Raw genomic sequence first — 14,617 nt, 5'->3', positions numbered from 1 at the left:
TCCACTGGAAAAGGAAAGGATATCCAAATCCCACTCGCGAGCCACCCATGCAGTACAAATGAAGCATCCACCCTCCCCAAACCTGGTTCCACATTTCCTGAAACGACCCCCCAGCTTCCTGCATTACCTCCTGCGCCTATCCAGCAACACCTCTCCTGACTTTGACCTTATCAGCACCACCCTGTGGTAGGGTATGTAGGTCCTGCTTCCCTCCATCTCCACCACGAAACCATCATGCAATAGCTCCAGTATCGACGACGCCTGTATGGTCACCTCATCGTTGGGGGCGCCCCTGGACACGTAGGTCACCTCGAAATCCCCAGCGGCGCCCGTCCACTTCAACTTGTTCAGCACCTCCCTTATCGTAACCACGCCCTTATAGGCGGGCCGGGTTATAAAAGGTATTCAAAAGCACCGCCATTTAGGGCATTGCTGCTCACAGGGCTAGCCGCTTGAAGACGCACTTCTCCCGCGTGCACTCTCCGTCGTACGTGCCGCCAATCACGCCCTCCAGGAACCCGGCGAGGAATAGCGCGATGGGCCTGGGATCCCCACCGGCGGGGATGGGCGGGCTGATTATGGTTACCTCATTGATGTTACCCATGACTCTCCCGAAGCCGTGCGCCACAAAGTGAAGGTCGATGTACTCCACGGATTGGCCGCCCCCGTGCATCTCGCCGAACGTCCTCCCCATGCTCTTGATCAAGACATCGGCAGCTCCCTCCACGTACCTCATCAAGTCTCTCCACACCACCTCTATTAGCTTTGTCGGCATGGTCATCATCGGATTGCCATCGCCAAACGTCAGGGAACCCCTCCTCACGTCCGCGACCACCTTGCCATGCGCCTTCTCGTATATGGATAACCATTCCTGTAATGACATAGCTATTCAACTTCAATCTAGGTATTTCAAGTTTTTTGCTAAAACCAAATAACGGCGGAAATTGGGGAGGGACACGGCCCCGAGATTATCGATGATGTTTTCCCGAAGGCCTCGTCCTGCCGGCATTAATGGAGGGTGTGGCCCCTCTCGGAGGAAACCCGGTCACGGGAAGGAGTCACCTCTCTCGCGGGTTCCACGCCTGGGGGCTCAGGTGGAGGAGCTTTGGCGCGTATAAAAATGCGACTGACATGATTCACTGCCTGACCTCCCCGCCTAGGGGCGAGGGCTCCACTTGGGGTCTAGGGCGTCACACCCCCTTAACGGGTGCTACTCCGTTATGTAACCAGAAATGACAGGCTTCCTCACTTCAGTTATTATTTTGCCAGTTTTCCACAAGATGTTTAATGATCCCTTCCCCTGTAGGCTTCATCCGTGGGAAGCGAGCTAGCTCCCCGGTAAAGGGGGATCAATAATTCAGACCCGGCAAACCACAAAGAGTGCGGTTAGCTGCAGAAGCTCTCCTCTAGTTCCTTGATGGCTGATTCCTCATCCATTGAGAGCTGGGCCGACTCGGCGGATCGAGCGGCGGCGCAGAGGGCCTCCCTCTTCACTGAACCATCATCCACGGCCTGCCTCACCCTCCGCATGGCCTCGTCCCTTCTCCACAGCACCGACATGGCCTCCACGTAGTTCACCCACACCACGGGATCCCTCCGTCCCTGCTTCACGGCCTTCTCCAGCTCGTCCACGGCCTCGCTTGACCTGCCCAGCTTGGCTAAGGCAAATGCCTTGTTTATCCTATAATACGGATTCGACCCCAGCTTGATGGCCTCATCGTACTCCTTAATGGCCTCATCATACCTACCCAGGGCATACAGGGCATTGGCCCTTCCATACCTGTAATCCGGGTCCCTGGGATCCAACTTTATTGCAGCATCGTACTTCTCCAATGCATCCTCGGGCCTCCCCAAGTCGAGGAGGGCATTGGCCTCGTTGAAAAGGTAGGCCGGGTTGTTGGGGTTTATCGACGCGGCCTCCTCGAACTCGGCCAACGCCTCGCCCGGCCTCCCCATCCTCCTCAATATGGCCCCCTTCAAGTTATGGTACGCGGCGTTCCTAGGTTGCCTCTCAATCGCCTTATCCACCTCCCTCAACGCGTCCTCCAACCTCCCCTCCCTATACATTACTATCAATTCCTTCAGCTCAGCTCCCTCTCCCACTCGCCGCTCACTGCGCTGGCTTTAAAATAATAAGTGGGCAAGTCTTGGATACATTAATTGCTTGGATTATATGTTGAAATCCGCCCCCGCTCTCCTCATCTGAGGTGGATTATTTGTTATGATAATTGTTAAAAATCGCTGCCTGAGCGGCAGCGCGAACTATGAGCAGTGGTCAAAACCCGGATGGTTCAAATCAATCAAATCAACCCAGGTTGAGGAGATCCCTCACCGCGGCGGATTACTTCATGCTCTCCATAACCGGAATGATAGGATCGGCGTGGCTCTTCACTCCGCTGGGGGCGGCAGGCATGATGGGGCCCGCGGCCATCCTATCCTGGGTGATAGCGGGTCTATTCTTCATATTCATGGTGTTCCCCTTCGCGGAGCTGGGCGGCCTCTTTCCCTTCAGCGGCTCCCTGGCCAGGTATAACCACTACAGCCACGGCACTCTCAGCAATTACCTGCTAGCCTGGACCTACACCCTGGGCGCGATAACCACGCTGTCCTCCGAGGCAATAGCCATAGTGGAGTATGCCAGCGACTACGTGCCGCAGTTCTGGAACTCATCGCTGGGAGTCCTGACCCCGCTGGGCATTCTCGTCGCGGCGGGACTCATAGTTCTATTCTTCTTCGTGCAAGTGATTGGGGTGAACGTGTACGGCTGGTTCAACAGAGTGATAACTGCGTGGAAGTTCATAATGCCCATCCTAACCATAATGCTGCTAATGGCCCTATACATGCACTGGAGCTACGTGGCCGGCAAGCTGCCCGGGGGCTTCGCGCCGTACGGCTACGCCGCCATATTCACCGGCATGATAACGACCGGCGTGGTGTATGCCTACGAGGGTTTCAGGCAGGGACTGGAGTACGCGGGGGAGGGAAGGAACCCGCAGAGGGATGTTCCGATGGGCACCATATTGGCCGTCGTGGTAACAATAGCAATATACGTGTTGCTCCAAGTTACCTTCCTCGGCGCGGTGAATTGGAGCAAGGCCGGCGTCTCCCCCGGCGATTGGCAAGCGCTGGCCAGCGGGGATTGGCAGGCACACCCATTCGTCAGCGAGGCCATGGCGGTGGGAGTGCCCGTGTTGATGGGGCTGGCCATCCTCCTCCTCGTCGACGCGGCCGTATCCCCCGCGGGCACCTTGGCGGTCTACGTGGGAACCAGCGGGAGGAACCTATACGGCATGGCCAGAGTGGGGTACATACCTAAGTTCTTCGCTCAGATACACCAAAAGTTCCAGACGCCCTGGATAGCGCTCCTCACCACGGCAGTGCTCGCCCTCGCATTCCTAGCACCCTTCCCCACTTGGTACGCCATAATGTCCTACTCGGCCGTGGTCACGGTTTACGGCTACTTGGAGGTGGGCATCACAAACCACGCGCTGAGGCGCTTGGCCCCGGAGCTGAGGAGGGCGTACAAGCCCTGGGCGTGGCAAGTAGTGTACCCCTTGAGCTTCATAGTGGCGTCGCTGCTCATATACTGGTCATCATGGTCATACGTGAACCCCATAATAATAAGCGCCGCCGTCGGACTGCCCCTCCTAATGCTTGGCCCCTACAGGAGGGAGCTCGGCATACCGGTTCCAGAATCAATTGCCTTCTCCGCGGCGTACTGGGCAGCGATTGGCTTGATAGCGGCGTCTTGGTACCTGGGGTGGCTGGGCGGCCTTGGCCCCATGGTCTCCTTCGCCGTGTATTGGACCATGATGAGCGCGGCCCAGGCCGCAGCGTTCGCCTATCTCTGGCTGAGGACGGGGCATCCAGACATCAAGGGGGCTTCTTGGATAGTCGTCTATAATGTGCTGCTGGGCATAGTATCGTACGTGGGCTCGCTCGGCCCGCTCTCGACGCCCTTGGTGAGCTACCCGTGGGATTACCTCCTCTGGGCAGTCCTCAGCTTGGCGGTGTACTTCGTAGCCGTGCGCGTCGCCTATCTGACAAAGGACTTGAAGCAAATCAAGGAGTCCGGCCTACCCATGGAGTGAAGCACCCCCATCGCCGGCGTCCTTACTCTCCTCAACCGCGTTCCGCTCCTTCTTCCGCTCCTTCTTTTCCTCCGCCATCTTCAATATGTCCACCCACGTGAAGAAGCATTCCCTCACCACGTCGCCCTCCTTTCCCATGGCGATCACCCCAAGTTCTTGGAGAAGAACCTAACCGTCCTCTCCCAAGCATCCTTGGCCGCCGCCTCGTCGTACGTCTGACCGCCCTCCGTGGCGAAGGCGTGGTACGTGCCCGGGTACAGCTTCATCTCGAAGTCCTTTTTATGCACGATCATGGCCCTCACCAAGTCCGGCAGCCCTTGATTTATGGCGGAGTCCTCACCAGCGTAAATGCCTAGGACAGGCCCCCTGAGCCGCGCCACATCATCCAAGTTCCTGGGGTTCCTGCCGTAATAGACCGCCGTTGCATCGAGGGGGAGCTGCGTGGATAATTGGAAAACCAAGCCGCCGCCCATGCAGAACCCTATCGCTCCAAACCTATGCAGTCCTTGATTGCCCAGGTATTTATACGCGGCCGCCAGGTCCCCAAGCATTCTATCCTCAGTGACCGCTCTATTAACCATTAATTCATCATATATAGCCCTCTCGCCGGGCGACAGAGCCGCGGCGATTTGCGCCACGTAGCCGGGATCGCCCCTCTTCTCGGGGGGCAGCGAAAAGAACCTACGCATTACCCCCATTATGTTCTCAACCGTGAAGTTGGGATTCCTTGAGTATAGGTTGGGGGCCATGACAGTGTATCCAAGCCCCGCCAAGCGTCGGTCCACGTTTCGTATGAAGTCCGTCAATCCCCATATCTCCGACGCAACCACAATGCCCGCCTTGACTCCCCCAGACGCCACGAAGGCATTCACGGCCGCCCCATCCGGGCCCTTGAAGATTACCTCCCGTTCCTCCATGGCGTTGAGGGCGATCCATCGATTAAAGCGTTCCCCAGCTGTTCGATTTGCCTGATCAACCCATCCAAAGCCATTCAGCGAGCCCCCAGCCTCTACTCTGCACTCTATAATGAAGGAGAGCAAACCCGATTTGAAAATGTGGATAGCTACCTATCTGGCCTCCCCGCCCTGAGGGGCGGGGGTTCCCGGGGTCTGGATTGCCCCCTTGGGGCTACTCCGCCTCCTCCCTTGGAATTGTGGGGAAGATCAGCCCCACCCTTCAAGAGCTGACCAGGGGAGGAGCGAAGGAGAAGCGGGGCAAGCCCCTAAAAACCCACCCCACCCCAAAAGACGAGACCTACCTTTCCTATATCAATGCAGCAAGTATCGCCTTTATCGTGTGCATCCTGTTCTCGGCCTCGTCCCACACCACGCTGCGCGGCGAGTCGATCACGTCGTCGGTGACCTCATAGCCCCTGTGGGCGGGCAGGCAGTGCATGAATATGGCGTTCTTCCCCGCCAGATCCATTAGTCGAGAGTTCACTTGGTATGGCTTGAATATCTTCATCCTCTCCTCCGCCTCCTTCTCGAACCCCATGCTGACCCACACGTCGGTGTAGACCACGTCGACGCCCTTCACGCCCTCCTCCACATTGTCCGTCACCATTATGGAGCCGCCGCTCCTCCTAGCATCGTCCTCCGAAGGCTCTAGGTACTTCTTGCCGGGCCAGTAACCCTTGGGGGACACTATCCGCACCTCCATGCCTAGCTTCGCGCCCATCTGCATCAAGCTGTGGGACATGTTATTGTCCCCGTCGCCCACGAATGCAAGCTTCACTCCCTCCAGCCTACCCAGCTTCTCCCAGATGGTGAGTGCGTCCGCCAACACTTGGGTTGGGTGGCACTCATCGCTCAACGCGTTTATGACGGGCACGTCGGAGTTCTCCGCCAGCTTGACGAGGGATGAGTGGCTGTAGACCCTTGCCATTATTCCATCCACTATCCTGGAGACCACCCTGGCCGTGTCCTCCACTGTTTCCCCTCTCCCCAACTGCAGCTCCTGGGGATTGGTGTATATCACCTTCATCCCCAACTGATTCGCGGCCACCTCAAGGCTTATCCTTGTCCTGGTGCTCGGCTTCTCGAATATGCCCAGCACCGTCTTGCCCAGATGGGTTGGGGCGTACTTCTCCCCAGCGTATAGCCTCTCCTTCATGTTTTTGGAGAGGTTCAGAAGGAAGAGGAATTCATCCCTTGAGTAATCCGTCCACGTCAACAAGTCCCTACCCTTCAACTTCACTTGACATCCCCGAAAACCTCGCCCAACGCGGAGCTTAAGAGCTTTACCAGCCTCTTGTCAGCCAATGCCCCGCCGAGCGAGTCCCTGTACGTCTGCAACGCGTTCAAGTCGCTCCAATACCTGCCCCTGTGGGGCTTGTCGTATAGAAGCACCATGTAGCCCTCGTACCCAATCATGGAGAGGAGCTTGATTATGGATAGGTAATCCATGGATCCACCGCCAAGCAGCGGCAGGCCGCCGCGGTCTCCATCCACGTTATAGGCCAGCATGTACTTTATGGATGATTGATTCAACAACGTGAATTTGGCGAGGGCCTTCATTGAGCCCAAGGATGGAATGCTAAATGCCACGCTCATTGGGTGAGGAAACACGTCGGGAGGCGAGTATCGCAGCGGGTCCTTTAAGTACCAGGTTATCGACACGCCGTGCTGGGCCGCCTCGTCCATCGCCCTCACCATTAGATCGTGGTCCCTGGGCATGGTTAGAATCACGGAGGAGACGCCCAAGTAATCGATCAAGTCAAGGAGGCGAGAGACGCCGGGCACGCTTCCCGGCATGGGGAGCCGTATCGCCACGGCCTGCTCAACGTCGTCCGGGTACACGAGGGGGAGCATGTAGTCCCACCTATCCCGCACCACTCGCCTCAAGTCCAGCACCAAGTCGAAGCCGGGCCCCGGCAACTCCTCGCCGGGCTCCAGGTAAGCCGCGAACAACACGCTGGATAGAGCCGGCGCCCGTTAATAAGCCTATGGCAATGGGGAGTCCGGCGGGCAGCCGCCTAATGTGTCCCGCCATCACTCGCCCCATCCATCATCGCTGGATTCACTTAAAATTCTTTTCCCCGTAAGGCAATTAAGGAAACGGGGCGCCGGGCCCCAATGCTGCCCGGCTTGTTTGATTGCCGCGACTGCCCCAGGCTGGTTCAGTACAGGGAGTCAGTGAAGCCGTTGCCCAGATTCGCTGGAGAGACATACTGGCGCCGCCCAGTTCCGCCCTGGGGAGAGCCTGGAGGCGTAATGATAGTGGGGCTGGCCCCAGCGGCTCACGGCGGTAATAGGACGGGGCGGATGTTCACCGGGGACAGGAGCGCGGAGTTCCTCTTCAAGGCGCTGCACGCCGCGGGCCTCTCCAACAATCCCTTCAGCGTGTCTAGGAATGACGGCACTAGGCTTAGGTGCGCCTACTTGACGTCCGCCGTCAAGTGCGCTCCCCCCAATAATAGGCCCTTGCCATCGGAGGTGAGGAACTGCCTCCGCTGGTTGAGGATTGAGGTGGATGAGGTGAGGCCTAAGTCTATTGTGGTCCTAGGCAGGTTGGCGGCCCAAGCCATCTCATCCGTGATGGGAATCAGGATTGAGTTTAAACACGGTAGTTACGTAGATGCCGGCAATGTGAGGGTATTCATTAGCTACCACCCAAGCCCCCGCAACACCAATACGGGGAGGCTCAGCATGGAGGAGTTGATCGATATATTAAGGAAGGCGGGGAGGTGGGCTGGATGCGACTCGATTTAAAAGGGGGTTAGACCGACCAAAGCAGTGAGCGTGCTGGTCACCACGGTGCCGGGCCTGGAGGACTACGTAGTAATGGAGGTAGAGGAGAGGATGGGGACCAAGGTGGGGCACGTCTATGATAGGATGAGTGGGCGAGTGCTTCTGGAGGCGGGGTTCCCCTCAATGATGACTGCCAGGTCCTTCCTGGCAAGCATGAGGACAATAGAGAATGCCTACTACCTGCTGGACAGGGGGGAGGTGGGGCCCTTAATGGAGGATCTGGAGGGCAGGGCCAAGTCTTTAAGACTGGAGGGGCTGCTGGGGATCGCCACCTCGGAGACCAGCGTAGCGGTTGAGGCGGTGAGGGCTGGGAATCACGAGTACGCCAGCACTGACGTGGCCAGAGTTGTGGGGGATGCCGTAATCTCCTTCCTGGAGAGTAGGGGAATCAATGCATTGGTGAATTTATCGGACCCCGACGTGGTTATAGGCGCGCACGTACTGGGAAGGGACTTCATGGTTGGGGTGAAGATCACTAGGTCCACGGCTAGGGATAGGGAGTACAGGGTGAGGGGGCACCCGGCCTCCCTTAACCCGGTAATAGCGTTTTCCATGATAATGATGGCATCGCCGGACGAGGGCGACACCATATGCGACTTGACTTGCGGAGGAGGCACCATACCGGCCGAGGCGGCTCATTTCTGGAGGAGGGTTAGGTCGGTGTGCATAGACGTTAACCCGGATTACTGCGACGCGGCTGGGAGCAATCTATTGGCTGCCGGCGGCGATTTCGATCTGGCGGTGGGGGACTCCACCACGCCGATGCTCAGGCCGCTCTCGTGCGATCACGTCATATTTAACCCACCATATGGAATCCGCATGAAGACCGAGAAGCCCATACGGGTCTTCTATAAGGAGTTAATTGAAAATGCATTGAGGGCGGCCAGGAAGACCGTGGTAGTGATAACGGGGAGGAGGAGGTTGGTGGTGGGCGCGCTGGGCAGGGAGGCATCGATTAGTGAGCGGCGCATAGAGCAGGGGGGCATGTACTCCAGTATTTTCACTATAAGGAAAAAATGAGTTTTTAAGTGGCCCTGGGCACGAAGGATTTGGCATCCACGTTGGGGAACAGCTTCCCCACGACGCTGCGCGGCACCTTATATACCTTGGCCGCTATCTCCCGTATCAGCTTATCCGAGGGGGCGCACTTAGTGAGACCTAGCCTGACGCAGTATGCGTACTTCTCTATCTTCTTGTCGTTTAAGTTGGTTATTTGGCCCAGCGCTATCTTCTCCGCTATCTTGGTTGCCACGTAGAATCTAACGTAGTTTATCAGCCTCTCCGATAGTTGGGGAAAAACATCCAGCAGCGCGGAGTACATTTTGACAAAATCCGTTTCCGGCATGAAGCCCATTATGCTCCCGGTGTAGACCAGCCTGTACGCCCTGAACACCCTCTCCTCCAGCGTCTCCCCCATCACGTCGACGTCCACCCTATCCCTCACGTAATTCCTCAAGTCATCGCTTAGGGAGAAATCGACTGACTTCAACTTGCCGTAAACCTCATCCCCTATCGCCTCCACTTGGAACAAGTGAATGTATTGAGAAATGGATGAGTCGTCCACCACGGCCAAGCCGTATTTTCCAACGACGTACACCGTGGCTATCTCCTTGTCGTAGATCCGTATCTTGGAGAGGCCCCTGAACGGCTCCACCCCCCGTTGTTTATATAAGGTGACCAGGAGATTCTCCAACTCGGGCCTGGTAGAGACGTCGCCCCTCAGAATCCTGTCCCAAGCGTCAAGCGACGCCTCTATTCTATCCTTATATAGCTGCCTTGGTTCACTCATCAACGGCGCCTCTTCATCTTTCGGCGCCTCAACTTTTAAACTTTATGAAGGGGCGCGGGAACTCTGTTAGTACTTCTTTATCACCATGGCGGTCAATGTCCGCTCCACCCCATCTATCGCATGTATCCTCTTTATTATATCCTCAAGGGACTCTATGCTCTCTATCTCCATAGATGCAATTATATCGTAGGGGCCGGTTACGGTGTAGGTGGACTTAATGCCGGGTATAGACCTTATCTGCTCGGTCACCTGAAATGCCTTGCCCACCTTGGTCTGTACCAACACGAATATCTCGAACATGTATATAGCGGGGCGCCTGCATTATTAAATTTAACGATTCAATTAACTAGATGCCCAGCCCACTGTAATCATAACGGAGCCGAACAAAGCGATAAGGTATTTAGGCTGGACGCCCACGCTTAGGGTGATGAAGTTCCAAGTATCCAAGAAAATAGACGCCCCGGACGAGGATATATGGAGGATTGTGAGGGATGTGAACGGCATCCCCAAGTATTGGCACGGCACCAGGAACTTAACCATAATAGGCAAGGAGGGGGACGGAATAAGGGCTAGAGTTCAATTTGCGTTTCCAGGGCCCTTCAATAAGGGAGAGGTCATAATAAACATGAATGAGCAGGAAAGGGAGGTGTTAATGAATTACGTGAAGGGGCCATTCACGGGAGTACATAAGATAAGCGTCCGCGGTGGGGAGGTGATCAGTTATTGGGACGTTAAATACAAGTTCCCGTTCAGCTTGATTGAGTCGTGGAACGAGAATCACTTCAAGCAGGGAACGGTTCACGCACTCGAGAGAATAGAGCGGGAATTAATGGAGGGGCGGAAATAGTGGAAGCAATGGCTACCGCGGGAATATCCAACCCTCCTTCGTCTTATCGTTCCATTCAACGCTGAGGGGGAGGGCGTACCCATAAACTATTGCTCCCTTCCACACGCTGTACTGAGGATCCTTAACCATCCTTATGTTCAACCTATTAAGCAGGTCGGGGACCTTGTTTCCTATCATTAACTTCACCTTATCCACGCTGCCCACCGCAACGTCACTCAAGGAGGGCGGGGCCCTCCAATTGAACGCGCCGCCGCTCAATATTATGTTGCTGACTATCTTATCCTGTATCTCCACGGGGGTCTTCCTAACGCTGCTTATCACAGCGTCGGCCAGATTCATCTCGCCGTAGAACACCATGTCGCCCATGGTTACGTCCTCTATCGAGAACCGGCCCTGCTGTACGTAGCTTTTGAACTCATCATGGGTCGGGTCGAAGAGAACCTCGCCGATTAGGAACCTAGTCCAGGAGAGCTCGTTTAGCTCCACAGTCACCAATGGATTCACCTTTATCTTGATCGAGAACCTGGCCGGGTCCTCCCTGGCTGCCTTCACCGCGGCGCCCAAGTCCCTCGGCACCAGCCCGGCCTCCCGCTTAACCGCCTCCACGACGTACTCATCCTTGGCCAAATCGCTGTAGCCAGCATCCTTCAGTATCTCCCTGGTTATCGCATTGGTCTCGGACCCGCCTCTGTTTAGGGCAACTATGCCGTCCCTTATGGGGCCATAACTTATGGGGACTATCTGTATATTGCCGTGCCCCGCCTCCACCACCATGCAAGTGACGGCCTTCTCGGATATGGCAACCGCGAATGGTTGATCTATCGCCGTCACCGCCCGAATCATGTTTCCCTGGAATTCCTGGTTTATCTCCATGTGCATGTCTATGAACCGCTCCCTCATGTAGTCCGGGGAAAGCGCCGAGAGCGACATGACTACCAGGAACCCCTTGAAATCGCCGCTGCCCGCGGCCTGCTCGTAGAAGCTGGATAGGCCGAACCTGGCCAACTCCTTAGCCACGCGCCAGGAATCGTCATCATCCTTTCTAATTATGCCGTCATGAAGCGGGTATTTGAGGTTCCTTACCATGTCCCTGGTGGAGCTGAGGTACTTGGACACCTCGTCCCCCACCACTATCCCCCTCCTAGCCACGTCGGGCGGTATAAGCATCTTAACGCTCTCAGGAAGATCCCTCAATATCAATCCCCTGCTCTGCGTTATGCGCGGCGACTCCCCCAAGCTTATGGGGCCGTACTTGAAGTAACCGGTGCCGAAGTCCTCCCCATACGTGTATTTCAATTTATACCTCAACTCCTCCTCCATGGAATCACGGATCCAGCCCTCAATCCACGCTTATAAAGGTACCCCGCCCCCAATCCCATCTAGCCGCGGCTATCGAAATAAGGGATGACATCAACAATAGCTGGGGGTAGCTTGATAGGTAACGTATGCGAATACCACGTATATTATTAGCATGACTATGAATGCTATCAACACATAATCACCAACGAATCCCCGCCTCCTGTAATCCATAATGGCATATGCGCCGACCCCCATCATAGCCATGGTCACCAAGACCAAGCCAACATACGACGACGTGCACTGACCCTGGACGAGGGACACTGGATAGCCTGTCGGCGACACTAATTGCCAGAAACCGTATATGAATATGGCCACGGCTATTATTAATATAAATGCAAGCACAAGCCCGCCGCGGGATATATCCAAGCTACTCATCGAAACACGCGAGGGGCATCCGCTTTAAAGTTATTCTTCCCCGCAGTACGACGGCTCAACGACTCGACAGCAACTCCCTGAGCTTCTTAATCATGCTATCCAATAAGGTGAGTATAAAGCCTACCTGTTGTTCCTTGGACACTATGGTAAGTATGTTATTTTCATCTACCTTGGCAACAACTATCAAGCCGGGGGAACTATATACTATCGAGTAGTCGAAGTTGCCCTTGAAGAAGAGCTTCGACGCGTTCTCCGACACTATTGCGAGAGGAGCCGAGACCGCCGACACCTTATCTGGATCCACTTGTTCCATGCTTACATAATCCTTTATCAAGCCATCCACCGTGGACAGGTAAATCCCCAAAATTCCAGGCGACTCTATCGCTCCCTGCTGCAGTACCTCCCTTATGGTCACGGAGAAGAATGAGAGGAATGAGTTATAAATATTTCCTTGAAAATGAGGCAACTTGCGACGGAATTTTTATAGCATTTCAGAATAAATGTAAACGCATGAATGAACCACCGTTCGAGTACGCCGACCACACGGCCGACATCATGATAATAGCCCGAGGAAGGAGCTTGGGCGAGGCCTTCAAGAACGCCGCCCTGGGCGTGCTCAACTTAATGTATGACCCGACCAAGGCAATGCCAATTCTATCAATTCCAGTCCAATTAAGCGGCGCCGACCTGGAGCAACTGCTCTTTAATTGGATAGATGAGGTGATTTACAGGTTCGACGGGGAGAAGGTGGCGATAGGCAATGATTTGGAGGTCCATGTTGATGAGGGGGAGATAAAATTGACGGCAGAGATGAGGGGGGAACCATATCGCCCAGAAAAGCATGGATTTAGGGGAACCATAGTGAAAGCCATTACGTATCACCTAATGAGGATAGATAGGAATGGGCTATATAAAATTCAATTCGTTGTGGATATATGACGGAGACCTCACTTAACCACTAGGACGGGCACCTTCGACTCGCTGACCAACCTGGACGACACGCTGCCAAGGAATATGCGCTTCAAGGTGGATAAGCCCCTGCTCCCGGACACCAAGAGATCCGCCTTCACCTTATCCACGAACTCCAGTATGCTCGTGGCGGGATCGCCCTCCAATACCTGCCCCTCCGAGCTCACGCCCTCCGCCCTTCTTCGGGCCTCCTCCACGTCGCTCTTCGCCTTTTGATAGAGCTGGTCCAAAACGGTCTGGGGCACGGGGCTTATGCCCAGCCCTATCAACGCTGCCGGGTCCACCACCTCCACCACGTATAGGCGTGAGTTGTACTTCCTTGCCAAATCTATGGCCACGTCCAAGGCCCTCCTGGAGTGAGGCGAGCCATCATACGCCACCACTATTTTCTCGAACATGGATTGATAATATCGACCAGATATTTAAGGATTAACCACGTCAAACCCTTCATGAGTTAATGGACATCTTGATTCGGGGCAATCATGCTATCCACTCCCCCACGTAGCCTACCCCCCTCTCCAGCCTGTGCCCCCTCTTCTTGAACCCAGCATAGCTCACCATGCTCTCCAGCTCATCAAGGGTGGGGTACTTATTGGCGCCCAGCAGCATCTGGACCAACATGTATAGGTAGCCGAAGCCGTTCTCCTCCAGCGGCTGTACAATTATCAAGGATCCCCCAGGCTTTATTAACTCATGAAGCTGACCGAACTCAAAGAGGTTTGTCGACAGCCAGTTGAACGACATGAAGAGAACGCCCGCGTCGAATTTCCCCCTGAAGTCATTTACGTAATCATCGAGGGGGCCCTCCGTGAACTTAACCCTATCAGCCATTGTAGATGCCAGCCTAGACACTAAAATGCGGCTCGACTCAAGCGATGAGGGCCTGTCGAAAACCAATGCCTCCTCCAGAAGCGGGGCGTTCATTAAGGTGGCCACAGCGCCGAAACCGTCATCGAACGATGCCACCAAGATGCGGCGGAACCTCTTCAAGTCAAGCGATTTCGCGAGTTCGTTCTTCAACGCAGTCACTGCCTTGATCCTATTGAAGCCGGAGTGAATCAATTCAAGCACGGTTTGATTTATCTTGTTCTCCACGAAGTCAGGGCCCTGCTTGACTATGAGGGCGTTGTACAGCCGGCCAGCCTCCTTGGCGGCATCCCCGCTTACCTGGGGGTAATCGTAATCCCGTATTGTGTATAGTTTATCTAGTATATTCATTCTCTGGGATACCCCTATTAATGATCTAATATAGAGGGATGTCTTGTTCTCCTCCGCCAACCTTATGGCCCCAGCTATTGTGTATCTGCTTTCCATCACGCGCAGGAGAATGGTTATATAATATCTATCCATTAGGCCGAGCTCGTTCAGTGCATTTATCAATCCTGGATCCCTTATGGAGGATTGGGCCCCGCCCGAGAGGAATTTGAAGAACGACATG

19 protein-coding genes are annotated in these 14,617 nt (G+C 55.2%); 5 read left to right on the top strand and 14 right to left on the bottom strand.

What is annotated here, in order from left to right:
* Window positions 1-123 precede the first annotated feature (123 nt).
* The 3 genes from ACZ5ZS_RS02495 to ACZ5ZS_RS02485 all read right to left on the bottom strand — a co-directional run bounded on the left by ACZ5ZS_RS02495 (window position 124) and on the right by ACZ5ZS_RS02485 (window position 2,103).
* Window positions 124-372, bottom strand: coding sequence for a DUF504 domain-containing protein (locus tag ACZ5ZS_RS02495; protein ID WP_229657681.1), 249 nt, complete (start codon window positions 370-372; stop codon window positions 124-126).
* Window positions 373-436: 64 nt separating this feature from the next.
* A complete protein-coding gene (locus ACZ5ZS_RS02490; RefSeq protein WP_188596308.1) occupies window positions 437-883 on the bottom strand; it encodes a hypothetical protein in 447 nt (148 codons plus the stop codon).
* A gap of 503 nt (window positions 884-1,386) precedes the next feature.
* Window positions 1,387-2,103, bottom strand: a complete 717-nt coding sequence (locus tag ACZ5ZS_RS02485; RefSeq protein ID WP_188596307.1) for a tetratricopeptide repeat protein — start codon at window positions 2,101-2,103, stop codon at window positions 1,387-1,389.
* Window positions 2,104-2,264: 161 nt separating this feature from the next.
* On the opposite strand from ACZ5ZS_RS02485, the gene ACZ5ZS_RS02480 reads away from it, so the two are divergent.
* Window positions 2,265-4,091, top strand: coding sequence for an APC family permease (locus ACZ5ZS_RS02480; RefSeq protein WP_188596306.1), 1,827 nt, complete (start codon window positions 2,265-2,267; stop codon window positions 4,089-4,091).
* Here ACZ5ZS_RS02480 and ACZ5ZS_RS02475 read toward each other — a convergent pair.
* From ACZ5ZS_RS02475 to ACZ5ZS_RS02460, 4 genes are all read right to left on the bottom strand, one after another.
* Window positions 4,077-4,229 (bottom strand): hypothetical protein, encoded by a 153-nt coding sequence (locus ACZ5ZS_RS02475; RefSeq protein ID WP_188596305.1) that lies wholly within the window; start codon window positions 4,227-4,229, stop codon window positions 4,077-4,079. The two genes, ACZ5ZS_RS02480 and ACZ5ZS_RS02475, sit on opposite strands and share 15 nt — an antisense overlap.
* A 5-nt stretch (window positions 4,230-4,234) precedes the next feature.
* Complete coding sequence (locus ACZ5ZS_RS02470) at window positions 4,235-5,008, bottom strand: dienelactone hydrolase family protein (RefSeq protein WP_188596304.1); 774 nt, start codon at window positions 5,006-5,008, stop codon at window positions 4,235-4,237.
* 346 nt (window positions 5,009-5,354) lie between these two features.
* Window positions 5,355-6,287, bottom strand: coding sequence for an ornithine carbamoyltransferase (argF, locus tag ACZ5ZS_RS02465; RefSeq protein WP_188596303.1), 933 nt, complete (start codon window positions 6,285-6,287; stop codon window positions 5,355-5,357).
* Entirely contained in the window at window positions 6,284-7,003 is a 720-nt protein-coding gene (locus tag ACZ5ZS_RS02460; RefSeq protein WP_188596302.1) for a hypothetical protein, read from the bottom strand. Before ACZ5ZS_RS02460 ends, argF begins: the two co-directional genes overlap by 4 nt.
* 162 nt (window positions 7,004-7,165) lie before the next feature.
* On the opposite strand from ACZ5ZS_RS02460, the gene ACZ5ZS_RS02455 reads away from it, so the two are divergent.
* Together ACZ5ZS_RS02455 and ACZ5ZS_RS02450 are read left to right on the top strand one after the other, a co-directional pair.
* A complete protein-coding gene (locus tag ACZ5ZS_RS02455) occupies window positions 7,166-7,801 on the top strand; it encodes a uracil-DNA glycosylase (RefSeq protein WP_188596301.1) in 636 nt (211 codons plus the stop codon).
* A 24-nt stretch (window positions 7,802-7,825) separates the two neighbouring features.
* Complete coding sequence (locus ACZ5ZS_RS02450; protein WP_188596300.1) at window positions 7,826-8,860, top strand: THUMP domain-containing protein; 1,035 nt, start codon at window positions 7,826-7,828, stop codon at window positions 8,858-8,860.
* A 4-nt stretch (window positions 8,861-8,864) separates the two neighbouring features.
* Here ACZ5ZS_RS02450 and ACZ5ZS_RS02445 read toward each other — a convergent pair whose 3' ends face one another.
* Both ACZ5ZS_RS02445 and ACZ5ZS_RS02440 read right to left on the bottom strand, forming a co-directional pair.
* Window positions 8,865-9,629 (bottom strand): DUF2192 domain-containing protein, encoded by a 765-nt coding sequence (locus ACZ5ZS_RS02445; RefSeq protein WP_188596299.1) that lies wholly within the window; start codon window positions 9,627-9,629, stop codon window positions 8,865-8,867.
* Window positions 9,630-9,695: 66 nt separating this feature from the next.
* Window positions 9,696-9,929 carry an Lrp/AsnC ligand binding domain-containing protein gene (locus ACZ5ZS_RS02440; protein ID WP_075059714.1) on the bottom strand — a complete coding sequence of 78 codons (234 nt, stop codon included), beginning with the start codon at window positions 9,927-9,929 and terminating at the stop codon, window positions 9,696-9,698.
* 127 nt (window positions 9,930-10,056) lie between these two features.
* Here ACZ5ZS_RS02440 and ACZ5ZS_RS02435 point away from each other — a divergent pair, with 127 nt between their 5' ends.
* Entirely contained in the window at window positions 10,057-10,476 is a 420-nt protein-coding gene (locus ACZ5ZS_RS02435) for an SRPBCC family protein (protein ID WP_188596298.1), read from the top strand.
* A 12-nt stretch (window positions 10,477-10,488) separates the two neighbouring features.
* Here the strand turns inward: ACZ5ZS_RS02435 and ACZ5ZS_RS02430 are convergent, their stop codons facing one another.
* The 3 genes from ACZ5ZS_RS02430 to ACZ5ZS_RS02420 form a co-directional block, all read right to left on the bottom strand.
* Window positions 10,489-11,796: a heat-shock protein Hsp70 gene (locus tag ACZ5ZS_RS02430; protein WP_188596297.1), complete on the bottom strand. Its 1,308-nt coding sequence runs from the start codon at window positions 11,794-11,796 to the stop codon at window positions 10,489-10,491.
* A gap of 90 nt (window positions 11,797-11,886) precedes the next feature.
* Complete coding sequence (locus tag ACZ5ZS_RS02425) at window positions 11,887-12,210, bottom strand: hypothetical protein (RefSeq protein WP_188596296.1); 324 nt, start codon at window positions 12,208-12,210, stop codon at window positions 11,887-11,889.
* A 55-nt stretch (window positions 12,211-12,265) separates the two neighbouring features.
* The gene (locus ACZ5ZS_RS02420; protein WP_188596295.1) at window positions 12,266-12,625 is read right to left on the bottom strand and encodes a roadblock/LC7 domain-containing protein; all 360 of its coding nucleotides are present in this window, start codon (window positions 12,623-12,625) and stop codon (window positions 12,266-12,268) included.
* Window positions 12,626-12,720: 95 nt separating this feature from the next.
* On the opposite strand from ACZ5ZS_RS02420, the gene ACZ5ZS_RS02415 reads away from it, so the two are divergent.
* Entirely contained in the window at window positions 12,721-13,149 is a 429-nt protein-coding gene (locus tag ACZ5ZS_RS02415; protein ID WP_188596294.1) for an archease, read from the top strand.
* An 8-nt stretch (window positions 13,150-13,157) separates the two neighbouring features.
* Here the strand turns inward: ACZ5ZS_RS02415 and ACZ5ZS_RS02410 are convergent, their stop codons facing one another.
* Entirely contained in the window at window positions 13,158-13,577 is a 420-nt protein-coding gene (locus ACZ5ZS_RS02410) for a universal stress protein (protein ID WP_188596293.1), read from the bottom strand.
* 82 nt (window positions 13,578-13,659) lie between these two features.
* Complete coding sequence (locus ACZ5ZS_RS02405) at window positions 13,660-14,616, bottom strand: class I SAM-dependent methyltransferase (protein WP_188596292.1); 957 nt, start codon at window positions 14,614-14,616, stop codon at window positions 13,660-13,662.
* Window position 14,617 lies beyond the last annotated feature (1 nt).

This window comes from Thermocladium modestius, from assembly GCF_055398215.1.
The sequence above is the reverse complement of the archived record's forward strand: the minus strand, read 5'-3'. Positions and strand labels throughout refer to the sequence as shown.